The 18119-nt window shown below is 42.8% G+C and carries 15 protein-coding genes and 2 pseudogenes; 6 read left to right on the forward strand and 11 right to left on the reverse strand.

Annotation, left to right across the window (positions count from 1 at the left end):
* Nucleotides 1-347, forward strand: a pseudogene (locus tag JL57_RS13040) (reverse transcriptase); the annotation flags it as partial.
* A gap of 373 nt (nt 348-720) precedes the next feature.
* Here the strand turns inward: JL57_RS13040 and JL57_RS13045 are convergent.
* On the reverse strand, nt 721-1680 hold the full coding sequence (locus tag JL57_RS13045; protein ID WP_034142487.1) for a choline/ethanolamine kinase family protein: 960 nt from the start codon (nt 1678-1680) through the stop codon (nt 721-723).
* A 1014-nt stretch (nt 1681-2694) separates the two neighbouring features.
* Between JL57_RS13045 and speB the strand changes: the two genes are divergently transcribed.
* On the forward strand, nt 2695-3654 hold the full coding sequence (speB, locus tag JL57_RS13050) for an agmatinase (protein WP_034142488.1): 960 nt from the start codon (nt 2695-2697) through the stop codon (nt 3652-3654).
* 90 nt (nt 3655-3744) lie between these two features.
* Here the strand turns inward: speB and JL57_RS13055 are convergent, their stop codons facing one another.
* On the reverse strand, nt 3745-4575 hold the full coding sequence (locus tag JL57_RS13055) for a MerR family transcriptional regulator (protein ID WP_291300046.1): 831 nt from the start codon (nt 4573-4575) through the stop codon (nt 3745-3747).
* Between the two features lie 219 nt (nt 4576-4794).
* Here JL57_RS13055 and JL57_RS13060 point away from each other — a divergent pair.
* Nucleotides 4795-4986: pseudogene (locus tag JL57_RS13060) on the forward strand (IS3 family transposase); the annotation flags it as partial.
* A 129-nt stretch (nt 4987-5115) separates the two neighbouring features.
* On the opposite strand, the gene JL57_RS13065 reads toward JL57_RS13060, so the two are convergent.
* The 5 genes from JL57_RS13065 to JL57_RS13085 form a co-directional block, all read right to left on the reverse strand.
* Nucleotides 5116-5703: an ANTAR domain-containing response regulator gene (locus JL57_RS13065; protein ID WP_034142490.1), complete on the reverse strand. Its 588-nt coding sequence runs from the start codon at nt 5701-5703 to the stop codon at nt 5116-5118.
* Nucleotides 5700-6152 (reverse strand): histidine kinase N-terminal domain-containing protein, encoded by a 453-nt coding sequence (locus tag JL57_RS13070; protein WP_034142491.1) that lies wholly within the window; start codon nt 6150-6152, stop codon nt 5700-5702. Before JL57_RS13070 ends, JL57_RS13065 begins: the two co-directional genes overlap by 4 nt.
* Nucleotides 6133-6582, reverse strand: a complete 450-nt coding sequence (locus tag JL57_RS13075; RefSeq protein WP_034142492.1) for a EutP/PduV family microcompartment system protein — start codon at nt 6580-6582, stop codon at nt 6133-6135. The genes JL57_RS13070 and JL57_RS13075 overlap by 20 nt, the downstream gene beginning before the upstream one ends.
* A complete protein-coding gene (gene eutS, locus JL57_RS13080) occupies nt 6582-6935 on the reverse strand; it encodes an ethanolamine utilization microcompartment protein EutS (protein ID WP_034142493.1) in 354 nt (117 codons plus the stop codon). The genes JL57_RS13075 and eutS overlap by 1 nt, the downstream gene beginning before the upstream one ends.
* A gap of 66 nt (nt 6936-7001) precedes the next feature.
* Nucleotides 7002-8918 carry an LTA synthase family protein gene (locus tag JL57_RS13085; protein WP_034142494.1) on the reverse strand — a complete coding sequence of 639 codons (1917 nt, stop codon included), beginning with the start codon at nt 8916-8918 and terminating at the stop codon, nt 7002-7004.
* Nucleotides 8919-9146: 228 nt separating this feature from the next.
* On the opposite strand from JL57_RS13085, the gene JL57_RS13090 reads away from it, so the two are divergent.
* Nucleotides 9147-10580, forward strand: a complete 1434-nt coding sequence (locus tag JL57_RS13090; protein ID WP_034142495.1) for a DASS family sodium-coupled anion symporter — start codon at nt 9147-9149, stop codon at nt 10578-10580.
* Nucleotides 10581-10819: 239 nt separating this feature from the next.
* Nucleotides 10820-11284 carry a hypothetical protein gene (locus JL57_RS13095; protein WP_034142496.1) on the forward strand — a complete coding sequence of 155 codons (465 nt, stop codon included), beginning with the start codon at nt 10820-10822 and terminating at the stop codon, nt 11282-11284.
* Nucleotides 11285-11475: 191 nt separating this feature from the next.
* Here the strand turns inward: JL57_RS13095 and JL57_RS13100 are convergent, their stop codons facing one another.
* The 4 genes from JL57_RS13100 to JL57_RS13115 all read right to left on the reverse strand — a co-directional run bounded on the left by JL57_RS13100 (nt 11476) and on the right by JL57_RS13115 (nt 17098).
* Nucleotides 11476-13053, reverse strand: a complete 1578-nt coding sequence (locus JL57_RS13100) for an FGGY-family carbohydrate kinase (RefSeq protein WP_034142497.1) — start codon at nt 13051-13053, stop codon at nt 11476-11478.
* Between the two features lie 140 nt (nt 13054-13193).
* Nucleotides 13194-14774 carry a glycerol-3-phosphate dehydrogenase/oxidase gene (locus tag JL57_RS13105; protein WP_034142498.1) on the reverse strand — a complete coding sequence of 527 codons (1581 nt, stop codon included), beginning with the start codon at nt 14772-14774 and terminating at the stop codon, nt 13194-13196.
* Nucleotides 14775-14787: 13 nt separating this feature from the next.
* Nucleotides 14788-16380 carry an FAD-binding oxidoreductase gene (locus tag JL57_RS13110; RefSeq protein WP_034142499.1) on the reverse strand — a complete coding sequence of 531 codons (1593 nt, stop codon included), beginning with the start codon at nt 16378-16380 and terminating at the stop codon, nt 14788-14790.
* A gap of 22 nt (nt 16381-16402) precedes the next feature.
* Entirely contained in the window at nt 16403-17098 is a 696-nt protein-coding gene (locus JL57_RS13115; RefSeq protein ID WP_034142500.1) for a GntR family transcriptional regulator, read from the reverse strand.
* 829 nt (nt 17099-17927) lie between these two features.
* Between JL57_RS13115 and JL57_RS34345 the strand changes: the two genes are divergently transcribed.
* A partial coding sequence (locus JL57_RS34345; RefSeq protein ID WP_291300047.1) for a DUF6431 domain-containing protein occupies nt 17928-18119 on the forward strand: 192 nt, incomplete at its 3' end.

Here is an 18119-nt window from a genome sequence, read left to right on the forward strand (position 1 = left end):
ATTACACAAATGCTAAAGGTAAAGCCTGTTCTGTCAGTCTGGCACTGTACAAATCTTTTGCAAGAAAAAAGGACTTCTTCGCCAAAATCAAGTCAGCCGTTAAAACATTCTACTTGCCCAAGTTTAACTTGACGGACCTGCTTGCCCGTGTATGCTACATCTGCGGCAATCCGCATTCCAATGTCAGCATGTATCATAGGAAAACGAAGAAGAAGCTCGACAAACCCTATTCACCGATTGTCACTGTCATGCTGAACATCAACCGGCGTCAGATACCCCTTTGCGAACATTGCTTTGCCAATGTCGAAGCTGACAGGTTCCAGCTTAATCAGCTGAAACGACGATAACCCATTTGGAATATGGAGAGCCGTATGCGGTGACAAGTCGCTTGTACGGTTCGGGAAGGGGCGGGTTACTTTGCTAATCCGCCTATTTCATTTACATAGGATAGTTGATTTATCTAATATCTATAAATCTCATGGTTTACCATTACCCTGTGTGCTTCTGCTTTTTCCACTATGGGTTTTCTGGTATTTCATTTAGTCACTCATGGGATAGAGACATTACCAGCCCCACTACCAGATTATGAACGGACACCATCGATGGGATAAACATGTCTGCTCATGGTGTGAAGCCCGGTCATTGAAGGGCTGGGCAAGGCCGGTATCTTTTTAAAGCTCATTACCAGTGCTCCGACGACGCAGCTAATTGTTCCTCCGATCAACCAATCAGGTCGATGTAACGGTCGAAGTTGGGGTCGGCCATGTACTCATTGAAGAAATCCGCACGGGACAGGCCATACTCCCAGTAGAAATCATGATCCTTTCCGTAGCAGATCTGAACCAGCGACCAGATGGACCAGTGGGTGTTCACCAGGAATTTATTGATAAGGGTACGGGCCTTCTGCTCTTCGTTAGGCTCGGCGCCAACATAAGCCGTGATTAAGGCGTTTTCGTTTTCGGTGTTCAGCGGGTTTTCCACAATGACGCAGGCAACATCATAGAATCCGTCGTTCATACCGCTGTATTCCCAGTCGATCACACGCATGACCTTGCCGTCATACATGAAGTTTTCAGCAAGGGTGTCGTTGTGACAGGGAACCAGCTTAGGGGGATTCTTTTCATAGGCGGCTTTGATTTTTTCCAGCTTTTCCATCGCCTTGTCGAAACCCTTGTACATCTCGGTGAAGTTGTGCCCCTTGAGTATGTCCAGATACTCCATGATCTTGGCGATGGGATTGAAGACGCTCTTGAACTGACAACCGCTGTCATGATATTTACGCATGACAACCGCAGCCTCTGTGAGTACTTCGGACCTATTAATGAAATCATCGGGATGCATGGTGTCAGCATCGATGTACTCGCAGAGCTGGGAACCGGTCTCAGTATCATAATAGTATATCTCGGGAGCGATGCCGATGCTGGCCATCAGGGAAGCGTTGTGCTTCTCCCCGGGGCGGTTGATGTATCCGGCTGTACCGTAACCGGCGACACGCATGGCAATGGCAGTACCGTCTTCGAGAGTGATCTTAAAGTTTTTGTTGGTGAGGCCGCCGGGCATAATGTCGACACTGGTAGCTTTTTTACCGCTAGCGGTCGTGACCAGGTTACTCAGGACGAAAAAATCCGGGATATCAACGTTCTGAAGATTATTTCCAAAAACAGATTTATTTTCTTGCATGATAAAATCCTCCTCATCATTCATAATCCTGCTAAGTCAAGACTACGCCTAAAAGGCGTAGCTTGAAAGAACCCAGGAAGGGCTTTCACTTTTTTCAAGCCATTGTGCATTGATTACCTGACCTGACTCTTGAAAAGGGCGTTATATCCCTTCGTACAAACTTTATCCCATTGTCTGATAAGTTTTTTCCTGTTCCCATGTCAAAAACCAGTATGCCAACGTCAGGGTTATGGGAGTCAATGCCATGCGCGCCGCGAATTGTAGCAGGAGCATAACGTATTCCCGGACGGTAGGATGTGTGAGCATCCATCGGGATTAACGTTCTACTTCTGTCGTAAGCATAAACCTTTTTGTACCACAAAGGTCAATACAATTTTTTTATTTTTCGAAACAATCGACTAATTATTTCTTCCGTGTCACTGGTCAGAGTCACATATATACTCCTTCTGCCTTAATATTTTTTAAAAAGCTATTCCTAACTCTCTACCTTATTTGAAAATAATCCCCCCAAGCTGGTTCCCTGCCACAACGACACACTTGCCGAAAACTTCATGTATGGCGGCAAGGTCAAAAGTAGTCCGTTCCTGGGAGGGGTCTGGATGATACAATAACATTATCCAGGAGGGGAAGAAAATGAACAAAAAGTTCACCGAGGATAACTCATCAATATCCTGAAACACCTGGAAGGCGGAATGAATACAACTGCATCACGTTAGGGAACCTGATGCCCAGGGAATTTGCAGAGCAGTTGTATACTCAAAATTCGACTGGACTAACTTTGGGATTGTCACACAATATGGACACAATATGGTGTAAGATCACTGTTATCAAACTTGTTGACAGATCTTCAACAAAAGAATATAATTTCATACACAGCGGCAAAATGAATAACAATGGAGCAGTGACGGTCTGCTCCATGGGGTAGTGACGGTCTGCTCTCTTATCATTTTTGTTTGTGACGCACCAATAGAAAAGTGTGGCTGCAAAATAACAAAATTGGAAGGAGTATGACCTATGATTAAGTATAAAGCTATGAACTCCCTGAAATCGCCGAGATTTTCAGGCATTAAAACATTTATGAGGATGCAGCATGTTGTTACAACAGATGACATCGACTTTGCAGTAGTGGGTATTCCCTTTGATACCGGCGCATCCAACAGAGTTGGATGCCGGATGGGTCCTGCGTCCATCAGAGAAATGTCCGGCCTTGCGGCCAAGCCTTATAATCCTGAGCTTGAGGTAGGTGTGTTTGATTATTGCTCTGGCGTTGATTATGGCGATTTGGGTTCTGTTCCGGGTTATATTGAAGAATCATTTGATTTAATTACCGAGGGCATGGCGCCTCTTTTTGCAAAAGGGGTTATTCCGGTCGCAATGGGCGGTGATCACAGCGTAACACTGCCGGAACTGAGGGCTTGCCATAAAGTGCATGGTCCTGTAGCTTTGATTCATTTCGATTCTCATTACGATACGATTCCGGAGTATTTCGGAAAGCCCTATAATCATGGCACGCCTTTTTACCACGCGGCTAAGGAAGGGCTTGTTGATACCTCCAAATCGATTCAGGTCGGAATTAGAGAAGGGCTTTATGGAGAAGAGGATACCCAGAACTCCAAAGGGCTTGGATATGGTCTTCTGAAAGCGGTTGAATGCCACCAAATGTCAGCGGAAGAAATCGTCGAACGCATCAAGCAACGTGTGGGGAATGCCAAGGCATTCCTTACCTTTGACATTGATTTCCTTGATCCGTCCTATGCGCCGGGAACAGGAACTCCCGTAATCGGAGGTTTCACTACCGCGAAAACATTGGAAATTATCAGAGGCTTGAAGGAACTGAATATCGTTGGATATGATATGGTTGAGGTCGCTCCGCAATTTGATGTCGGCAATATTACTTCGATTGCTGCGGCAGGTCTTATGCTCGAATTCATTTCCCATATTGCCTATAAAAAGAAACATAATATTTCCTTTTAACTTATAACTTAACGGGGTACTTTTGAAATTTAATCTGCAAAACAAACAGCCTCCTATGATAATGTCATAGGAGGCTGTTTGTTTTGCAGATTAAATCTTTTTGACCGGCACCTGGATTTCCATAATCGTTTCCATAGGGTCGCTGGTGAGGGTCACATCCAACTTATATATCTGGAAAATATTTCCATTTATACATATCCGATGTTTCTTCATATAATCCTTGATGATCTCGAAAGATTCATGGTATTCCTCCAGCCCGCCGTTGTGATAATACATGCAGAGATACAGACCGGCGGGGATAGCCTTCTTGAATTCCGAATCGATCGCGTCCTTTTCCACCAGTAGCATCGGCGATGAGGGGATATACGAATCACTCTTCTGCAAAATCGCTTCATCGGCATACACGCCAACCCGGTCACTGGCAAGGATCGGTGCCGTTTCGTTCAGATACCATTCCAGTTTGGTGAAGGCGAAAGCGTGCTCACGCGGTCCGCCGGCCGGCTCATCGAAGGTGATCATGTAACGTTTGGAGAACACCCGTTCAAAGACGACATTCGGGGCCGGCAGCGAAGTGAGTTCATCCAAAAAGCGTAGTTTCCTGCGCAGGACCATATTCACAAGCATTTTTTCCTTGATCTCCCTGCGAAGTATCTCGCGGTGCTTTTCGAGGATCGTTATGGATTTTTTTAGGTTTCGGTTCGTGAAATAGTCCACAATGTCATCCAAAGACATCCCAAGCTGACGCAGTTCCCTGATTGTCCCCAGTTTTTCATATTGCCGGATGGAGTAATACCGGTATTTTGTCTGTGGATCCACATATTCCGGTTTAATCAGGCCAATCCGATCATAATAGCGTAAAGTCTCACTCGTAACCTTCCTGAGCTTCGCCAGTTCCGTAATTGACAAGAGATTTTCCTTCACGACCGCGTCTCCTTTCATATTATCTTTTCATAACTGCCAACCCGCTGTTCGTTTGCCACGGTATACAATACCTTCACAGTTTATTATACAACCCGCCTATTGCGTGGTTTGTTTCGATACTTATATGATAAAACATAATCACCAATAATCTTGCATTATTGGTACCGAAAGTTAAATGTGGCAAAGAATCTAAAGTTCCATCTGCGCAAAATTGAACGGATATCTTCCGAGCATAGGATCAGACCAGTTGTGATTGGACGCTAGAAGACTGAGCTTTTGAAAAGAGCGCCTGAGGTGTTTAAGAAGGGGCCTTCCGATATAGAACTAGACCTCATTGAAAAGGAAGAGCATATTGCAGAACTTGTGCGAAAAGTAGGTCAATTGACGATTGAAGTCGATTGGATTAAAAAAAACTAGCGAGTTGCTCGGCAGAAAGTAGTTGCATGCCTGTTGTTAAACACCATCATGAACATTTGACGGTGAAACGGACGAGCTAATTCTTGTTTATAGCCAAGTTCATGCAATCATTTAAAATCTTTCTTATTTATTCTTTTTGACTTTAGAAGTTTCATCAATAATTTGAGCTGCCAGTTTTACGACCGTAATTCGAAGATCCATGGCCTGATGAATAAGTAATTGATGTGCTTCATAATCACTAATTCCATTGCGTTCTGCGAGGATAGAACGGGCTCGGGCAATTGTTTTCTGACTTTGTAATTCCAGCTGGGTGTTTTCCAATTTCGCACGGACAGCTTGCATCTCTCTCCAGCGAGCATAGGCAATTTGGATGGCAGGTAGAAGATCTCGCTCAGTAATAGGTTTGACAAGGTAACCATACACACTAACTTTCTCCGCCCGGTTAATAAATTTGGACTGACTGTAGGCAGTAAGCAATAAGACGGGAATGTTCATAGAGTGCAAGATCTTTGCCACTTCCAGCCCATCTAGCCCTGGCATCATTACATCAAGAATCGCCAAATCTGGAGCGAAGGATTTAGCCAATTCAACCGCTTTCGGGCCATTGTTTGCTTCACCGCAAACAATATGTCCTGCTCCTTGCAACATTTCTTTAATATCTAAGCGAATTAGTGCCTCATCATCCGCAATTAAGATGGATAGTTCGCTCATAACTGTCCCTCCGAACTATGTTTTGGAAAGCTAACCGTTACAATCGTCATTCCTTCTATACGTTCCATAATTAGAGTACCAATTACGTCGTCTGCTGAGTTACGAATCGCGACCACGGTTTGGGCAATAGGGATCCCCTCTTGGCTAACCCCTCGCACATTTCGACTGGTTTCACCAGTCTGGAGCGTCCGATAAACCGCTGGCTCACTGTTGGCTAAAGCTAATTCACCCACGACACTATGTCCATATAAGGACCGATTTTCTGGGCAGGCCCAAGCTAATACCACGGCATCTACCCCGTCTCTCAGCGGAGCATCAATGAAGATATCGGTCCCTGTCATTTCAGCTGTATGCGGGATCTGCAAGGCCATAGTTTCTAATATCATGATATCTTCTTCGGTGAGGCTTGTGTATTCAAGACATAAATCCTTAATATTCGCGCAATCCATTCAACTCCTCCAATCGCCTACGCAAAGGAGCAACTCTTTCCTGGTCCATGATTGATGTCGTAAAAAAGGGTTCTTCAATTCCAGCATAGTTCAAATAAGAACCCGCTTGTTTAATATTAGCTTTTGGCAAATCCACTTTCGTAATGATTCCAATAATGGGTTTGCGAAAGACCTTAGAAAATTTTGGCGGATAAATGGTCCTCTGTTTTGTAGCATCTTGAAGTGCCCAGATCTCTGAAACCTGATGGCTCGCATCGATTAGAACATGATAAAAGCGGGGGATCTCAAGATATTCGCCCGGACAATCAATAAAGACTTGAGAAAAATCTAACATTTGGGTTTTTCGATAACTAACCTGCTCATTCATAAGCATTTGCTTCAAAGAGGTTTTGCCAGCACCAATTCCCCCAATAAGAAGTACTCTACCCATTAACTTCTCGTCACCTCAGCCGCTGTAAACCCTAAAATATTAACCAGAGTATTCACTGCAGCACGTAACGCTGCTTCGACGCTAGAAACATCCCCGGTAATCACCAGAGAACCAGTAAAGCGATCTATAAACCCAAGTTCAATATCCCCAGCTTTGCAGGCAGCATCTGCTGCGATAATCGCTGCTTCACTAGGGGTAATGGTCATAATCCCAATAGCCCCAGTCGTCACGATCCCTAATCGCTCATGAAGATCTCCTTGTGGATTTGGGATAATATGAGCCATTGTAACTTGTTTTCCCGGCACGTATTCTTGGATTACACGTTGTTTTTCAACCAAGCTAAACACCACCATTTTATATACTTGCAACGATCTAAAGTCAATGACTCTGTAGTTCGTCGAAAATTGTAAAAGTCCTTCTTATTTATACCCTGCTTCTTTAAAGTAATTTTTTCGAATGACGAGATCTGCAATATCAAGTCCTGTAATTTGGTTCTCGAATTCTGTAGTATTTTCAGCTTCTCCAATGTACTGCCGATTAGACAAAACGACAAAATTCTTATTGGTATTTAGCAAATTCCGTCCAAACACTGTGTATTTATAACGGTCTTCGTTAACTCCCATCAGGTAGGCTATCGTGGGCATCGTATCAATTTGTCCGCCTGTTATCATGATCTCTCGTTCCTTCATTCCTTTATGATAAATAATTAGAGGGATTCGTTTACTGTTATCGTGACACCAGCTTTCCTGGGGCTCAACTTCTTTGACCTCATCATTATAGTATTTGTGCACTCCTGTATGATCACCGTAGATAACAACCACCGTATTATCTAAAACCCTGCTTTGGTCGAGCGACTCCAAAAAAATGCCAATTTGTTCATCGGTATAGCGAATACTTTGGCAATAACCGCCCAACTTCGTCTTATTAAAATCTTTACTTAGAACAAGTGATCGATACTGATCAGGTAAGTCAAAAGGATTGTGACTTGTTAAAGTAACCATAAAATTATAGAAAGGCTGCTTCTGTTCTGAAATGATGGGCACTAGTTGTTTAAAATAGCTGCCATCGCTGATCCCCAAGCCGATTTTCTCATCCGTATTAAATTGCATTTCATCCATCGTCTTTTCAAAACCCATGGCCGTCAGGGCAGGCATCCAATTCCAATACGATCCTTTATCAGGATGAATGGCTAAGGTACTATACCCATCCTCTCTCAAGAGCTTGGGCAGTGAATTGTAGGTGTCGTAAGGGAATCTAAAAAAGGTAGCACCAGTACGCACCGGATATACTGAAGTGTTAGCCAATAAATCGGCATCCGAGCTTGAGCCATTATGGACTTGTTCGTAGAAATTAGAAAAGTATAAACTATTGGCTAGAAGTTTATTTAAATTAGGAGTAATTTCTTGACCATTAATTTTTTGGTTTATCACAGATGTCTCGAGTGACTCAACTTGAATCATAATCAGATTTTGACCCTTGAACATCCCCTGATACTGATTGGCAGGTAAGTTCTCTTGGTTTTGGACAAACCAATTTTCAATGTTCTGATTCTCCTCGGGGGTTAGTTTAGGAGCCTTACTATCTTTAAGATAGTTATATATGTCGTAACCATGATATCCTAGCGGCGAAAGGTTAGACATTGTTTGATTTGGAGACCAAGCAACTCTAAACAGCATCGTTTCGCCATTCCCTCTAAGATCCATTTGAACATGTTGATAATAGATATACGAGATTGAAAGCACAAAAAGGATAAACAGGGTAACAATATTTCTTTGTGTCTTAACATAGAACGTCTTATGCTTAATACCGATACCCAGTAAAACTATCAGATCAAGGATAAACAAAAGGTCAACTTGACGCAACATTGATATTACACTACTAAAAAGATTGTCAAGATTCGTTGTTTGACTTAGTAAATAGGGAGTAACGAAGCTACTGTAGCCACGATAATACATTAAATCTGCAACGATTAAGAAGGAAAACAAACTATTACAACTTAACAGAAACCAGAAACGGGCCCTGCTCTTAAATGAAAAGGCAAAACTCAATATTATTACAATAAAAGCAACGTAAACCTCTAACGGCGGCGAAGAGCTAAAACTATAAAAAGCTTTTAGATGACTATACCTAGTTGCATTCTCATTATTAATAAGCCCGATAAAAAGAACCGACTTTAGCAATATTGCTAAAGTTGTGAATAGAAACACACTGTCTTTCAGCCACCCTAATCCAGATGAGGTAAGAGTGCGTAACCCTCCATATATTTTTTCAGGAACATAAGCAGGATTGCTTAATTTTGTATTGATATTTGTGAAATCATCTTCTAAACGAGCCAAAGTATACCATCCCTCTACTTATTAAATTTACAACTGTTAAAGTTTCGACAAAAGTCTCTATATTTCCTTTAAAATTACGATAACAATTAGATACTATTTAATTGTAAATTCTTCCTTATCTCTCTATGAAATTTAACCAATATGGTCAAAAGGCTTTAAACTTATTAAATAAATGATAAACTGTAACAAAATTACTCAGAAAATTCTGATGATGGCAGGTATTTAGATATGCTTTACACTAACACTCATCCCAAACCAAAACCAAAACTTAAGCTACGAGTATATCTCGAATTACTATTCGCTTGTGTTATCTTTCTATTAATTTTGATTACTCTTCCAGGAAATCTTTCTTGGTCCCTTCGGTCTACAATTGGAATCACCGGTGCCTCGGTTTGGTTATGGGTACTAGAACCAATCCCTCTAGCACTTACTTCTCTTTTGGTGATTGCTGCTCTACCTATCCTGAATGCAACTTCCCTAGATACTGCTTTGATTGGTTTTTCCAATGGGTCTACCTTCTTAATCATGGCTGGATTTATGATGGCTCAAGGGGTAAATAGTACGACCTTAGGAAAACGTTTTGCCAATTACGCTATCATCCGATTTGGAGGAAGTATTCATGGAGTTTTGCTGGGAGTATTGCTAGCGCCCCAGGTATTAAGCTTATTCATTCCAGCAACAGCGGTGCGGACAACTCTCCTTTTACCTGCTGTTATGGCAGTCATCATTTCGATGAAACTCTCTTATAACTCGAACATAGCAAAGTTATTAATCCTTGGCCTTGCTTTTGGAACAAGTATTAGCGGTGTCGGTTTGCTACCTGCTGCTCTGGCTAATGTATTAACTGCTGATCTTTTACGCAATATTCTTGGTCAAGAGATTTATTATTTTACTTGGATAAAAATTACCTGGCCAATATGGTTATTCATGATCCCGATTACCTGGTTGATCCTCCCAAGGCTATTCCCCCCAGAAACAGGAAAATTAGAGATTAATCACTTACGCATCGAGCTTATGGAATTAGGGCTTTTTACAAGCCAAGAAAAGAAATGCCTCATGATCCTAGCTCTTACCGTCGGTCTTTGGATGACTGAATCATTTCATAAATTACCAACTGCAGTCCCCGCAATATTGGCCACAGTCCTCATGGGTTTACCTGGTATTGGAATTACTGGTTGGGATAAATTAAAAGACATTGAATGGGGAACTGTCATTATGATAGGAGCCAGCTTATCTATGGCCTCCGCCCTTAATAACTCGGGTGCCGCAGATTTCTTAGCCGGAAAACTGTTATCCTTTCCCGGACTACAAGCAGGGTTATCTAACCCTCTACTCCTAGTAGTTCTTCTAATCGTTCTCACTCACTTTTATCACCTTGTTGTTACAAACATTTCCACCGTAGTGCTGACTTTAATACCTATCATGCTGCAAATCGCCCTAAAACTTGGGTTAAACCCTCTCTTAGTAGCAATGACTATAAACATCGCTACATTATTTGGACTTCTCCTCGTAGTGCAAACCCTTCCCAGTATCATTACCTACACGACCGGGGTATATACCCCTAAGGATATGTTACGAGCAGGCCTTTGGCTTACTTTAGCCTCCTTGATTGTTATGGTGATCACCTCTTTAGTCTGGTGGCCAATTATTGGACTCAATTAAAGCAACTAATTTTGATATTTTTAATTATTCTACATTTATAAAGTTCTAGGACAAATGAGGCTGTAACAAACTTCCAAAACAAGTTTGTTACAGCCTCATAATCATAACTAAGCTAGCCCTATTGGGTAAAACATTCGCCACCGGCGTCACACCCAAACACTTCGGATTTTTCATGAAATCCTGGGCATCCTAAACAAAATTATATTTAACTTACTGCAACAGTAAATAGGGGTGATTAATTGTTTTACGTTCCGTACTGGACTATGGTAGCAGTATTTTTTGTTATGGCAGTTGCTTCTGTCGCAAAACATAAACTAACCTTTGTTGATGGTTTAGTCGTAATAATGGTTATTGCACTATCAATGAGCAGCGATATGCTTCTTTGCAAACAGTTTTCAATGTACTACATTGTAAGTGTACCATACAGAGGGTGGTATAGCTTTTGGTCAGGCATATTAGTATTTCCAAGTCTGGCAATTGCATTTTTAAAATTTGCACCGAGATCAAGATATTCAGTCATGTTATACATTGCTTTTTGGTCTACTGCACTTACACTCTTTGAGATTTTGATTGTCGTGCCCTATAGAATTTCCGTGTATCCAAAATGGAAAGTCATACCCTATTCACCAATCGTATATTTGCTAGCTTTCAGTCTAATATATGGTTATGATAAGTTTCTCGAAAGAAGAATTACTGCAAAATAACTATACATGATAATGTCGTTGTTCAGCCACCGCCTGTAGCAATTAGTGTCTTAAGAGAAGTATCCTAGCTTGCTATTGTCGATGCATATTCGGTTGGACGAATAAGTTCTTGGTTGAAGGGACAATACAGGCTGCTTTCCGAGAGGATTGCGTATTTAGAGGAATCAAACAAAGTACCTTGTTCATGTGATTTAACCGATCTTTCCGGAAATTTCTGGATACCCGGTAACGGTTTGAATTACCTTGTACAATGGACGCAGCCTCCGGTATGTTTTGGAATAGACCTTCTTGAATAATTCATCATAGATCTTGACGGCTTGAGGGTTTGGTTCAAATACCCTTCCTAAGCTTGTCATTTCCCGAGCTGCTGTCTCAATATCTGGATAGAGTTCAGAACCCACTGCTGCCAAAACAGCTGCTCCAAGGCCAGAAGCTTCAATCACACTCGCTCTACGTACCGGGAGATTAAAAACATCTGCAGTGATCTGCATCACCTGATCGCTTTTCGAGCCTCCTCCGCACACAGAGAGTTCTGTGATTGGCACTTTGCTACGTTTCTCAATGCGTTCTCTTCCTTCACGCATAGAATAAACTAATCCCTCTAACAGTGCTCGGTAAATATGTTCTCTCTTATGTACCCCTCCGAAGCCGATGATGCACCCCTTAGCTTCAGGACCAGGATATCTAAGACCGGGAGACCAAAAGGGTTGCAAAAGCAGCCCCAGAGAACCTGGGGGAACCTTGGCCGCCATTTCTTCCAACAACGATTCTGTGGAAACTCCCCTCTCCAGTGTAATTTCTTGTTCTTTCAAGGCAAACTGTTCTTTAAACCACGAAACCATCCAAAAGCCCCGAAAAGTTTGAACTTCCAAGTTATAGGCACCTGGATTAGCGCTTGGATAAGGGGGAACAAGGGGAATAGGCTCAACATAATGTTTAGAATTAATGCCTATAGTTGCGGTAGTACCAAAACCAATACATCCTTGATGAGGTTCAAGGCAACCAGAACCAAGCACCTCGCAGGCTTTATCTGAAGCTCCGGCAATGAGGGGTAATCCTTTCGGCAAACCAGTAAGTGCGGCTGCTTGAGCGGAAATGTACCCCATAGTGCTACTAGGGGGGACCAATTTAGGAAAGACATCGGCCATGATCGGAATAGCCTTCCACTTCCAGTGGTTCGGCGAAGGCCAAGTCTGTTTACGATAATCGAACGGTACATAACCGACAATACATCCTACTGAGTCTACAAATTCTCCCGTTAATTTATAACTTAGATAACCGGATAGGAAAAGAAAATGCGCAGTTTTTTCCAAAATTTCAGGCTCGTTTTCCCTCAACCAATTGATCTCAGCCTCAGACTGAAGAGTATACACAGTCTCACTAAGACCAGAAATTTTAAAAATAGTTTTCCAGATTGGCCCTAGGTTTGGAAGTTTTTTGGCGCGCCTTTGATCGAGCCAGAGGATAGCAGGGCGGAGCGGCTGCCCACTATTATCGAGGTTTATTACTGTACCTCGCTGAGAAGTAAGCGAAACCCCTGCTATAGATTCTTTGGATACTTTCCCTCCGCTCCATAATTTATGGCAAGATTCAGCTAAGCTCTCCCAATAGTGGTTAGCATCCTGTTCGGCCCACCCCGGATGGGGTGAATGGTAGGGTACTGGATAGACGACTTGAGCCTGATCGATCAACTGACCTTTTAGATCAAAGGCTAAAGCCCTTGCGCTTTGGGTCCCTACATCAATAGCTAGAAGAGTTCCTTCGCTCATAATCTCACCTCCTAGATCGAAACATGATCTCAGATTTCCAAATCCTCAGATACCTTATTTAGCTCCTCTAATGTCCAATGTTTGAACTTCAATAGTGGAATAAACTGGCTTATCCACATAGGTTTTGCCATAGAGATGGCTCATGAACGTGAAGTAACTAAACTAGGGCTATAGGCGCTCCGCCAAAGTTCTAAATAATTAGTTTCTTCATGTTCCCACTGTGTATCATCCCAGCCTAGTTCTGGCTGTACGATTTGACGGATGCGCTGCATCACTTCAGCGCCTCCGTTTGGAACCAATAAACCCAAACGCACTCTTCGTAATATGAGGTCTTCTAAGTGAACGACTCCCTCATGGCGGGCTGCCCAGCACAACTCAGTCCACATAATATCGGTACCCGGGATAACTTCCCGTTCTCTCCCATCCGCCTGCTGTAGCATGGCCTTCCCATTATCATAACCATAGCGTCCAGCTAACCGTTGATAAGTAGCTCCTTCTTGATTGTCGATAATTAACTGGTCAGTTCCCATTGACATTTGATGATTGTTTCCCTTAGTAACCCCCGTTGTATGAATATGCTTCCGTACCTTGGTCATGGTTTCTCTGGCCAGTAAGCTGAAGGTGGTCATTTTTCCTCCGGTTACCGTTACCAATCCATTATCATTCCAAATAACATGGTCCCGTGATTCTTTTGAAGGATTAGCTTTACCCGTGTTTATTACAGGACGCACCCCAGAAAAGGTGGATATGATATCCTTGGCTGTTAGGTTAAGAGACGGGAAGTTTTTCCCAACCCCTTCCAAGAGGTATTCCCCTTCATTTTTACTGATGTGCGGTTCCTCAGCTAGAGATTGATCATGGTCAACATCAGTCGTTCCGACTAGGGTTATCCCTTCCCAGGGGAGTACATAAACCGATCGGTTATCAGCAGGATGGAAGAAGCTTACTGCCTGAGCCAAAGGGAAACGCCAGCTTGGAAATATTAAATGACTTCCCCTCAGTCGACGCATGCGAGGAGATCGGCCCATCTGAGAACGCAATTCATCCACCCAAACACCAGTTGCATTGATTACCACTTGCCCCTGTAACTCTATGTTTTTTTTACTTACTTCATCTCTCAGGGTTACACCTTGTACTCTACCGGTCTTATCCTTACATACTTCTTCTACCTTCACATAATTAAGAGCTATGCCTCCTAAACTTACGCCTTCTTGAATTACTCTCAACACCAAGCGGGCATCATCTGTTCGAGCGTCTCTAAAACGAACTCCGCCAGTTAATCCGTGCCTATCCAGCGCGGGGACCTGCATGCCAAAACTCAAGGCATCTAATTGACTATGGTCATATCGAAATGCCATAAGGTCATATACTGTCAGACCCGCGCCAAGCAAATAGGGAGTGAAACGGTCATTTTGATAGTAAGGGACAAGAAACCCAATCGATTCGACCATTCCCTCATAATCCCGCAACAGCTTTTCTCTTTCCCTAACAGAATGCCAAGTAGTTTTAATTTGACCCTGCCCTAAATAACGCAAACCACCATGGACCATCTTACCGGACCGGCTGGAAGTACCCCAGGCAAAATCGCGTTGTTCCAAAAGCAGACAGCGAAGACCTACCTTCGCCCCCTCACGAAACACCCCAGCTCCAGTTATTCCTCCTCCAACTATAATAATGTCCCATGTTTTTTTCAGTTCTGAGAAAATCTGATCACGTTTCACGATATCCTCCCCCCTATTTGACTAATTTTCCGGGATTCATCATGCCCTCGGGATCTAAGGTTCGGCACAGAGAAGAAATCATCGTCATTCCTAGTTCACCCTTTTCAGCAAGTAAATAGGGTTGATGATCAATTCCGACACCGTGCTGGTGAGTAATAGTTGCTCCCATTCTAACTATTGCTTCACTCGCTGCTTTTTTTAAGGCCCGCCAGCGGCACATAGTCTCAGTCGGGGAATCTGCCAGCCTGAATATGTATGTAACATAGAGACTTGTACCATGAGGATAGACATGAGAAAGATGAGTAAATACGTGAACTTTTTCATTTAATTCTTTTAAGCCATTACGCAAGCCTTCTTCAATTGCTTTTCTTGTTGAAGAAGCCTTCTTCCAAGTAACAGCCGTTTCTAACGTATCAACTGCGTAGCCGAGATCCCAAAGATTATTGCGTATATAAGGCAATTTAAAACGGCCTTTGTACCAGTGTTTACCAACCGACGTACCAACATAGACTCCTTGGTGTTGCTTAATAATTTCTTTAGCCTTACGCAATGTCCAGTTCACTTTTTCATGGGTACCCACAGCCCCATAAAGAAGCATGGTTTTTTCTTCTTTAATACCGTTCCAAGCAAGCCAGCGGTACAAGAGATCCATTTGCCACCCATGCTTAAGACTTAAGGTTGTCGTTGTCTCCTCGGGTAAGCTTAGCCTTAGCATAGAAAGGGGAATCCCAGCTTGGGCCAGTGCTCGTACAGCTGAGACGCCTTCTTCCCTTCCTGGGAAAAAAGCTGCGGGAAAAATCTCTGCCTCTGGTAGCACAGTCACTTTAACCGTGCATTTTGTGACAATTCCCAGTCTGCCCTCGGAACCCATAATCCATTCTCTCAAGTCAGGTCCGGCAGCGGAAGCCGGAAAAGCAGGTATCTTTACTGTGCCAACCGGAGTTTCCATTTCACCTCCGACAAATAAACGTTCAATTCTCCCATATCCCATGGATAATTGTCCCGCAGAACGGGTAACCACCCATCCACCCAAAGTCGATAATTCAAAGGACTGCGGATAGTGACCTAAAGTAAATCCCTCCGCCCTTAAAGCAGCCTCTAAGTCCGGTCCCCGTATTCCTGCCTGAAATGTTGCAAGGCATCCTTGTTTGTCAAGTTCCAGCAGCTTACACATTCGCCCCATGTTGACCGTGATTACACACCACTGCTCGCCCTTTGGCACGGTCAGGTGACCAACGACACTAGTGCCCCCACCGTACGGAATTACCTGAGCCTTTATTTCTTTAGCAAAACGTAGTATCTCGCGTACATCGTGATCAGATTCCGGAAAGGCTACTCCATCAGGAAAAACGGGCACTAACCCACCACGGAAATATATCCAATCTGACATACTTTGTCCGGTAGAATGGCGGACACGTTCCTCTTTGCCAGCACTTACCAAGCGATGTTCCGGCAGACGTGATGCCGGTACCATTTCCAGCATCTCTTCTAAAGAAATTTGTTTGGGCCGTGCAGCCGGTCCTATCAACTTAGCCAAATACTCACTCGCCGCTTGGGGAACATCAAAATCGACGGTATCGTCCCCCCATCCGTTCCATCGTCTCATAATGAAACCTCCACTCTTCCCCTCACTTAATCTGCTTCTTATAGCAGTTAAGAACTGCTTCCATAACCTCCTTGGTCACCCTTTCGGCCCCTTGATAATCTGATGCCATAGCCGTAGCCAAGAGGTTTTGATAGAATTGTCGTGATAGAAGACGATTTTCGCTCACCATAAAGTAGCGTCGGGCAGCTTGAACATAAATAGCTCCAAAACTATTTAGGATAAGTCGATAAATTGGGTTTTTGGCCAAATCTACAAATCTTTTTTGTAACTGCCAATCAAATAAGGCAAGTACTTCAGCATTGTCTTGAAGTTCATCAATCTCACTAAGTGCTGCTACTACCTTAGCCGGACTGCAAAGAACAGCATCTTTTACGTAAGCCGGAGCCAGAACTGCCCTTACCTCCAATAAGTTAATAATAAAATCTTCAGGAACTTCTTCAGAACTTTGCACAATATTTACAAGAGTATTCAGGTTTCCTTCACGCCAAAAATCCTTGACTAACGTTTGTTGGCCCTTGCGGACAGTAAACCACCCGTCCCGCTCAAGGCGTTGAATAACTTCGCGCAAAGTTGGGCGCCCAACTCCCAGCTTAGCAGCTAGGTCACGTTCAGGAGGAAGTTCGCTCCCTGGTGGGAACTCTCCAAAAAGAACTGCTCTAATTAATTTGTTTTCTACAAGATCCGATGAGCGTGCTAGCGACTTTAATGCTTCTTCCATGTAATACCTCTATTCCATTCTGGTAATATATATGCAATCTTGTGGTATTACCAATATGTTATAATATTCAGTATATTTTGTCTAGTGGAAAACCAATCATCTTAAGTAACTCTTTCAAACTGAAAAAGAAATACTTCGTGTGAAGGAATATTATGTAGAGCTTAAACAAACGATAATAGTTGTCACCTATTTAGTATGAATTTATCTCATAACATGGATAACACAAGCATTTTGGAGGTATCTATGCTAAGCATATACTGGTATTGTCTTCTAGCCATTATTGGAGTTGGAATCACGGCCTTTACTATATATAAGAATAGAGACATCAAACTCTCGACTTTTCTTGTATTTTTTCTATTTGCTACATGTGTTACATGGATAGGTGAATTTATTGTACTCGGTTTATTTGATAGTTATTTTTATAAAACTGGCAGGCATATATGCAAGCCCTTGGGCCCAAAACATTCTAGGTCAGCTCATACTTAACTCAACTTTTTATCCTGCTACTGCAATATTAGTTGCAGCGTACTCATTAGGATATGGTGTGGGCGCTCACTTTAACTGACGTTAAAGGAGCGTCTTTTTCTTGACTTGTTTGGCGTTGCCGTTGGATAATGGTTGTCATGTGTCAAAGTAGATCGCATGACAATCTGAAAAGAAGGATAAAAGAAAGAGGAAACATCATTGGCCGGCCAGCCTAGTTTCCTCTTTCCCATTGGTTACTACCAATTTGAGTTTACATGAAGAAATATGGACTGTCCAGTTATATATTGAAAAGTTTGTCCATGGTTGTCCTAATCACTTGCGTCCTAAGGTGTGTCCTCATTGCTTGGCAAGGGCGATGTTGCATAAACATGGAAGTTTTAAACGAATCGTGTATACCTTGTTAAAGGCGTACGTCCTATCAATCTATCGATTTAAATGTTGCGAGTGTGGAAAAGCTACCTCATTTCTTCCTAACTTTATGAAGGAACACCATCAGGTGGCGTGGGAAGTTAAAGAAGAAGTGATCCGTCAACAG

This window comes from Desulfosporosinus sp. BICA1-9 (assembly GCF_000802135.1).

Excerpts from the sequence above, each read along its gene's own strand:
- JL57_RS13075 (WP_034142492.1), bottom strand. The coding sequence starts at position 6,582 with ATGGGTAGAGTACTTCTTATTGGGGGAATTGGTGCTGGCAAAACCTCT.
- JL57_RS13045 (WP_034142487.1), bottom strand. The coding sequence starts at position 1,680 with ATGCAAGAAAATAAATCTGTTTTTGGAAATAATCTTCAGAACGTTGAT.
- JL57_RS13065 (WP_034142490.1), bottom strand. The coding sequence starts at position 5,703 with ATGAGCGAACTATCCATCTTAATTGCGGATGATGAGGCACTAATTCGC.
- JL57_RS13115 (WP_034142500.1), bottom strand. The coding sequence starts at position 17,098 with ATGGAAGAAGCATTAAAGTCGCTAGCACGCTCATCGGATCTTGTAGAA.
- JL57_RS13090 (WP_034142495.1), top strand. The coding sequence starts at position 9,147 with ATGCTTTACACTAACACTCATCCCAAACCAAAACCAAAACTTAAGCTA.
- JL57_RS13100 (WP_034142497.1), bottom strand. The coding sequence starts at position 13,053 with ATGAGCGAAGGAACTCTTCTAGCTATTGATGTAGGGACCCAAAGCGCA.
- speB (WP_034142488.1), top strand. The coding sequence starts at position 2,695 with ATGATTAAGTATAAAGCTATGAACTCCCTGAAATCGCCGAGATTTTCA.
- JL57_RS13070 (WP_034142491.1), bottom strand. The coding sequence starts at position 6,152 with ATGGATTGCGCGAATATTAAGGATTTATGTCTTGAATACACAAGCCTC.
- eutS (WP_034142493.1), bottom strand. The coding sequence starts at position 6,935 with ATGGTGGTGTTTAGCTTGGTTGAAAAACAACGTGTAATCCAAGAATAC.
- JL57_RS13110 (WP_034142499.1), bottom strand. The coding sequence starts at position 16,380 with ATGAGACGATGGAACGGATGGGGGGACGATACCGTCGATTTTGATGTT.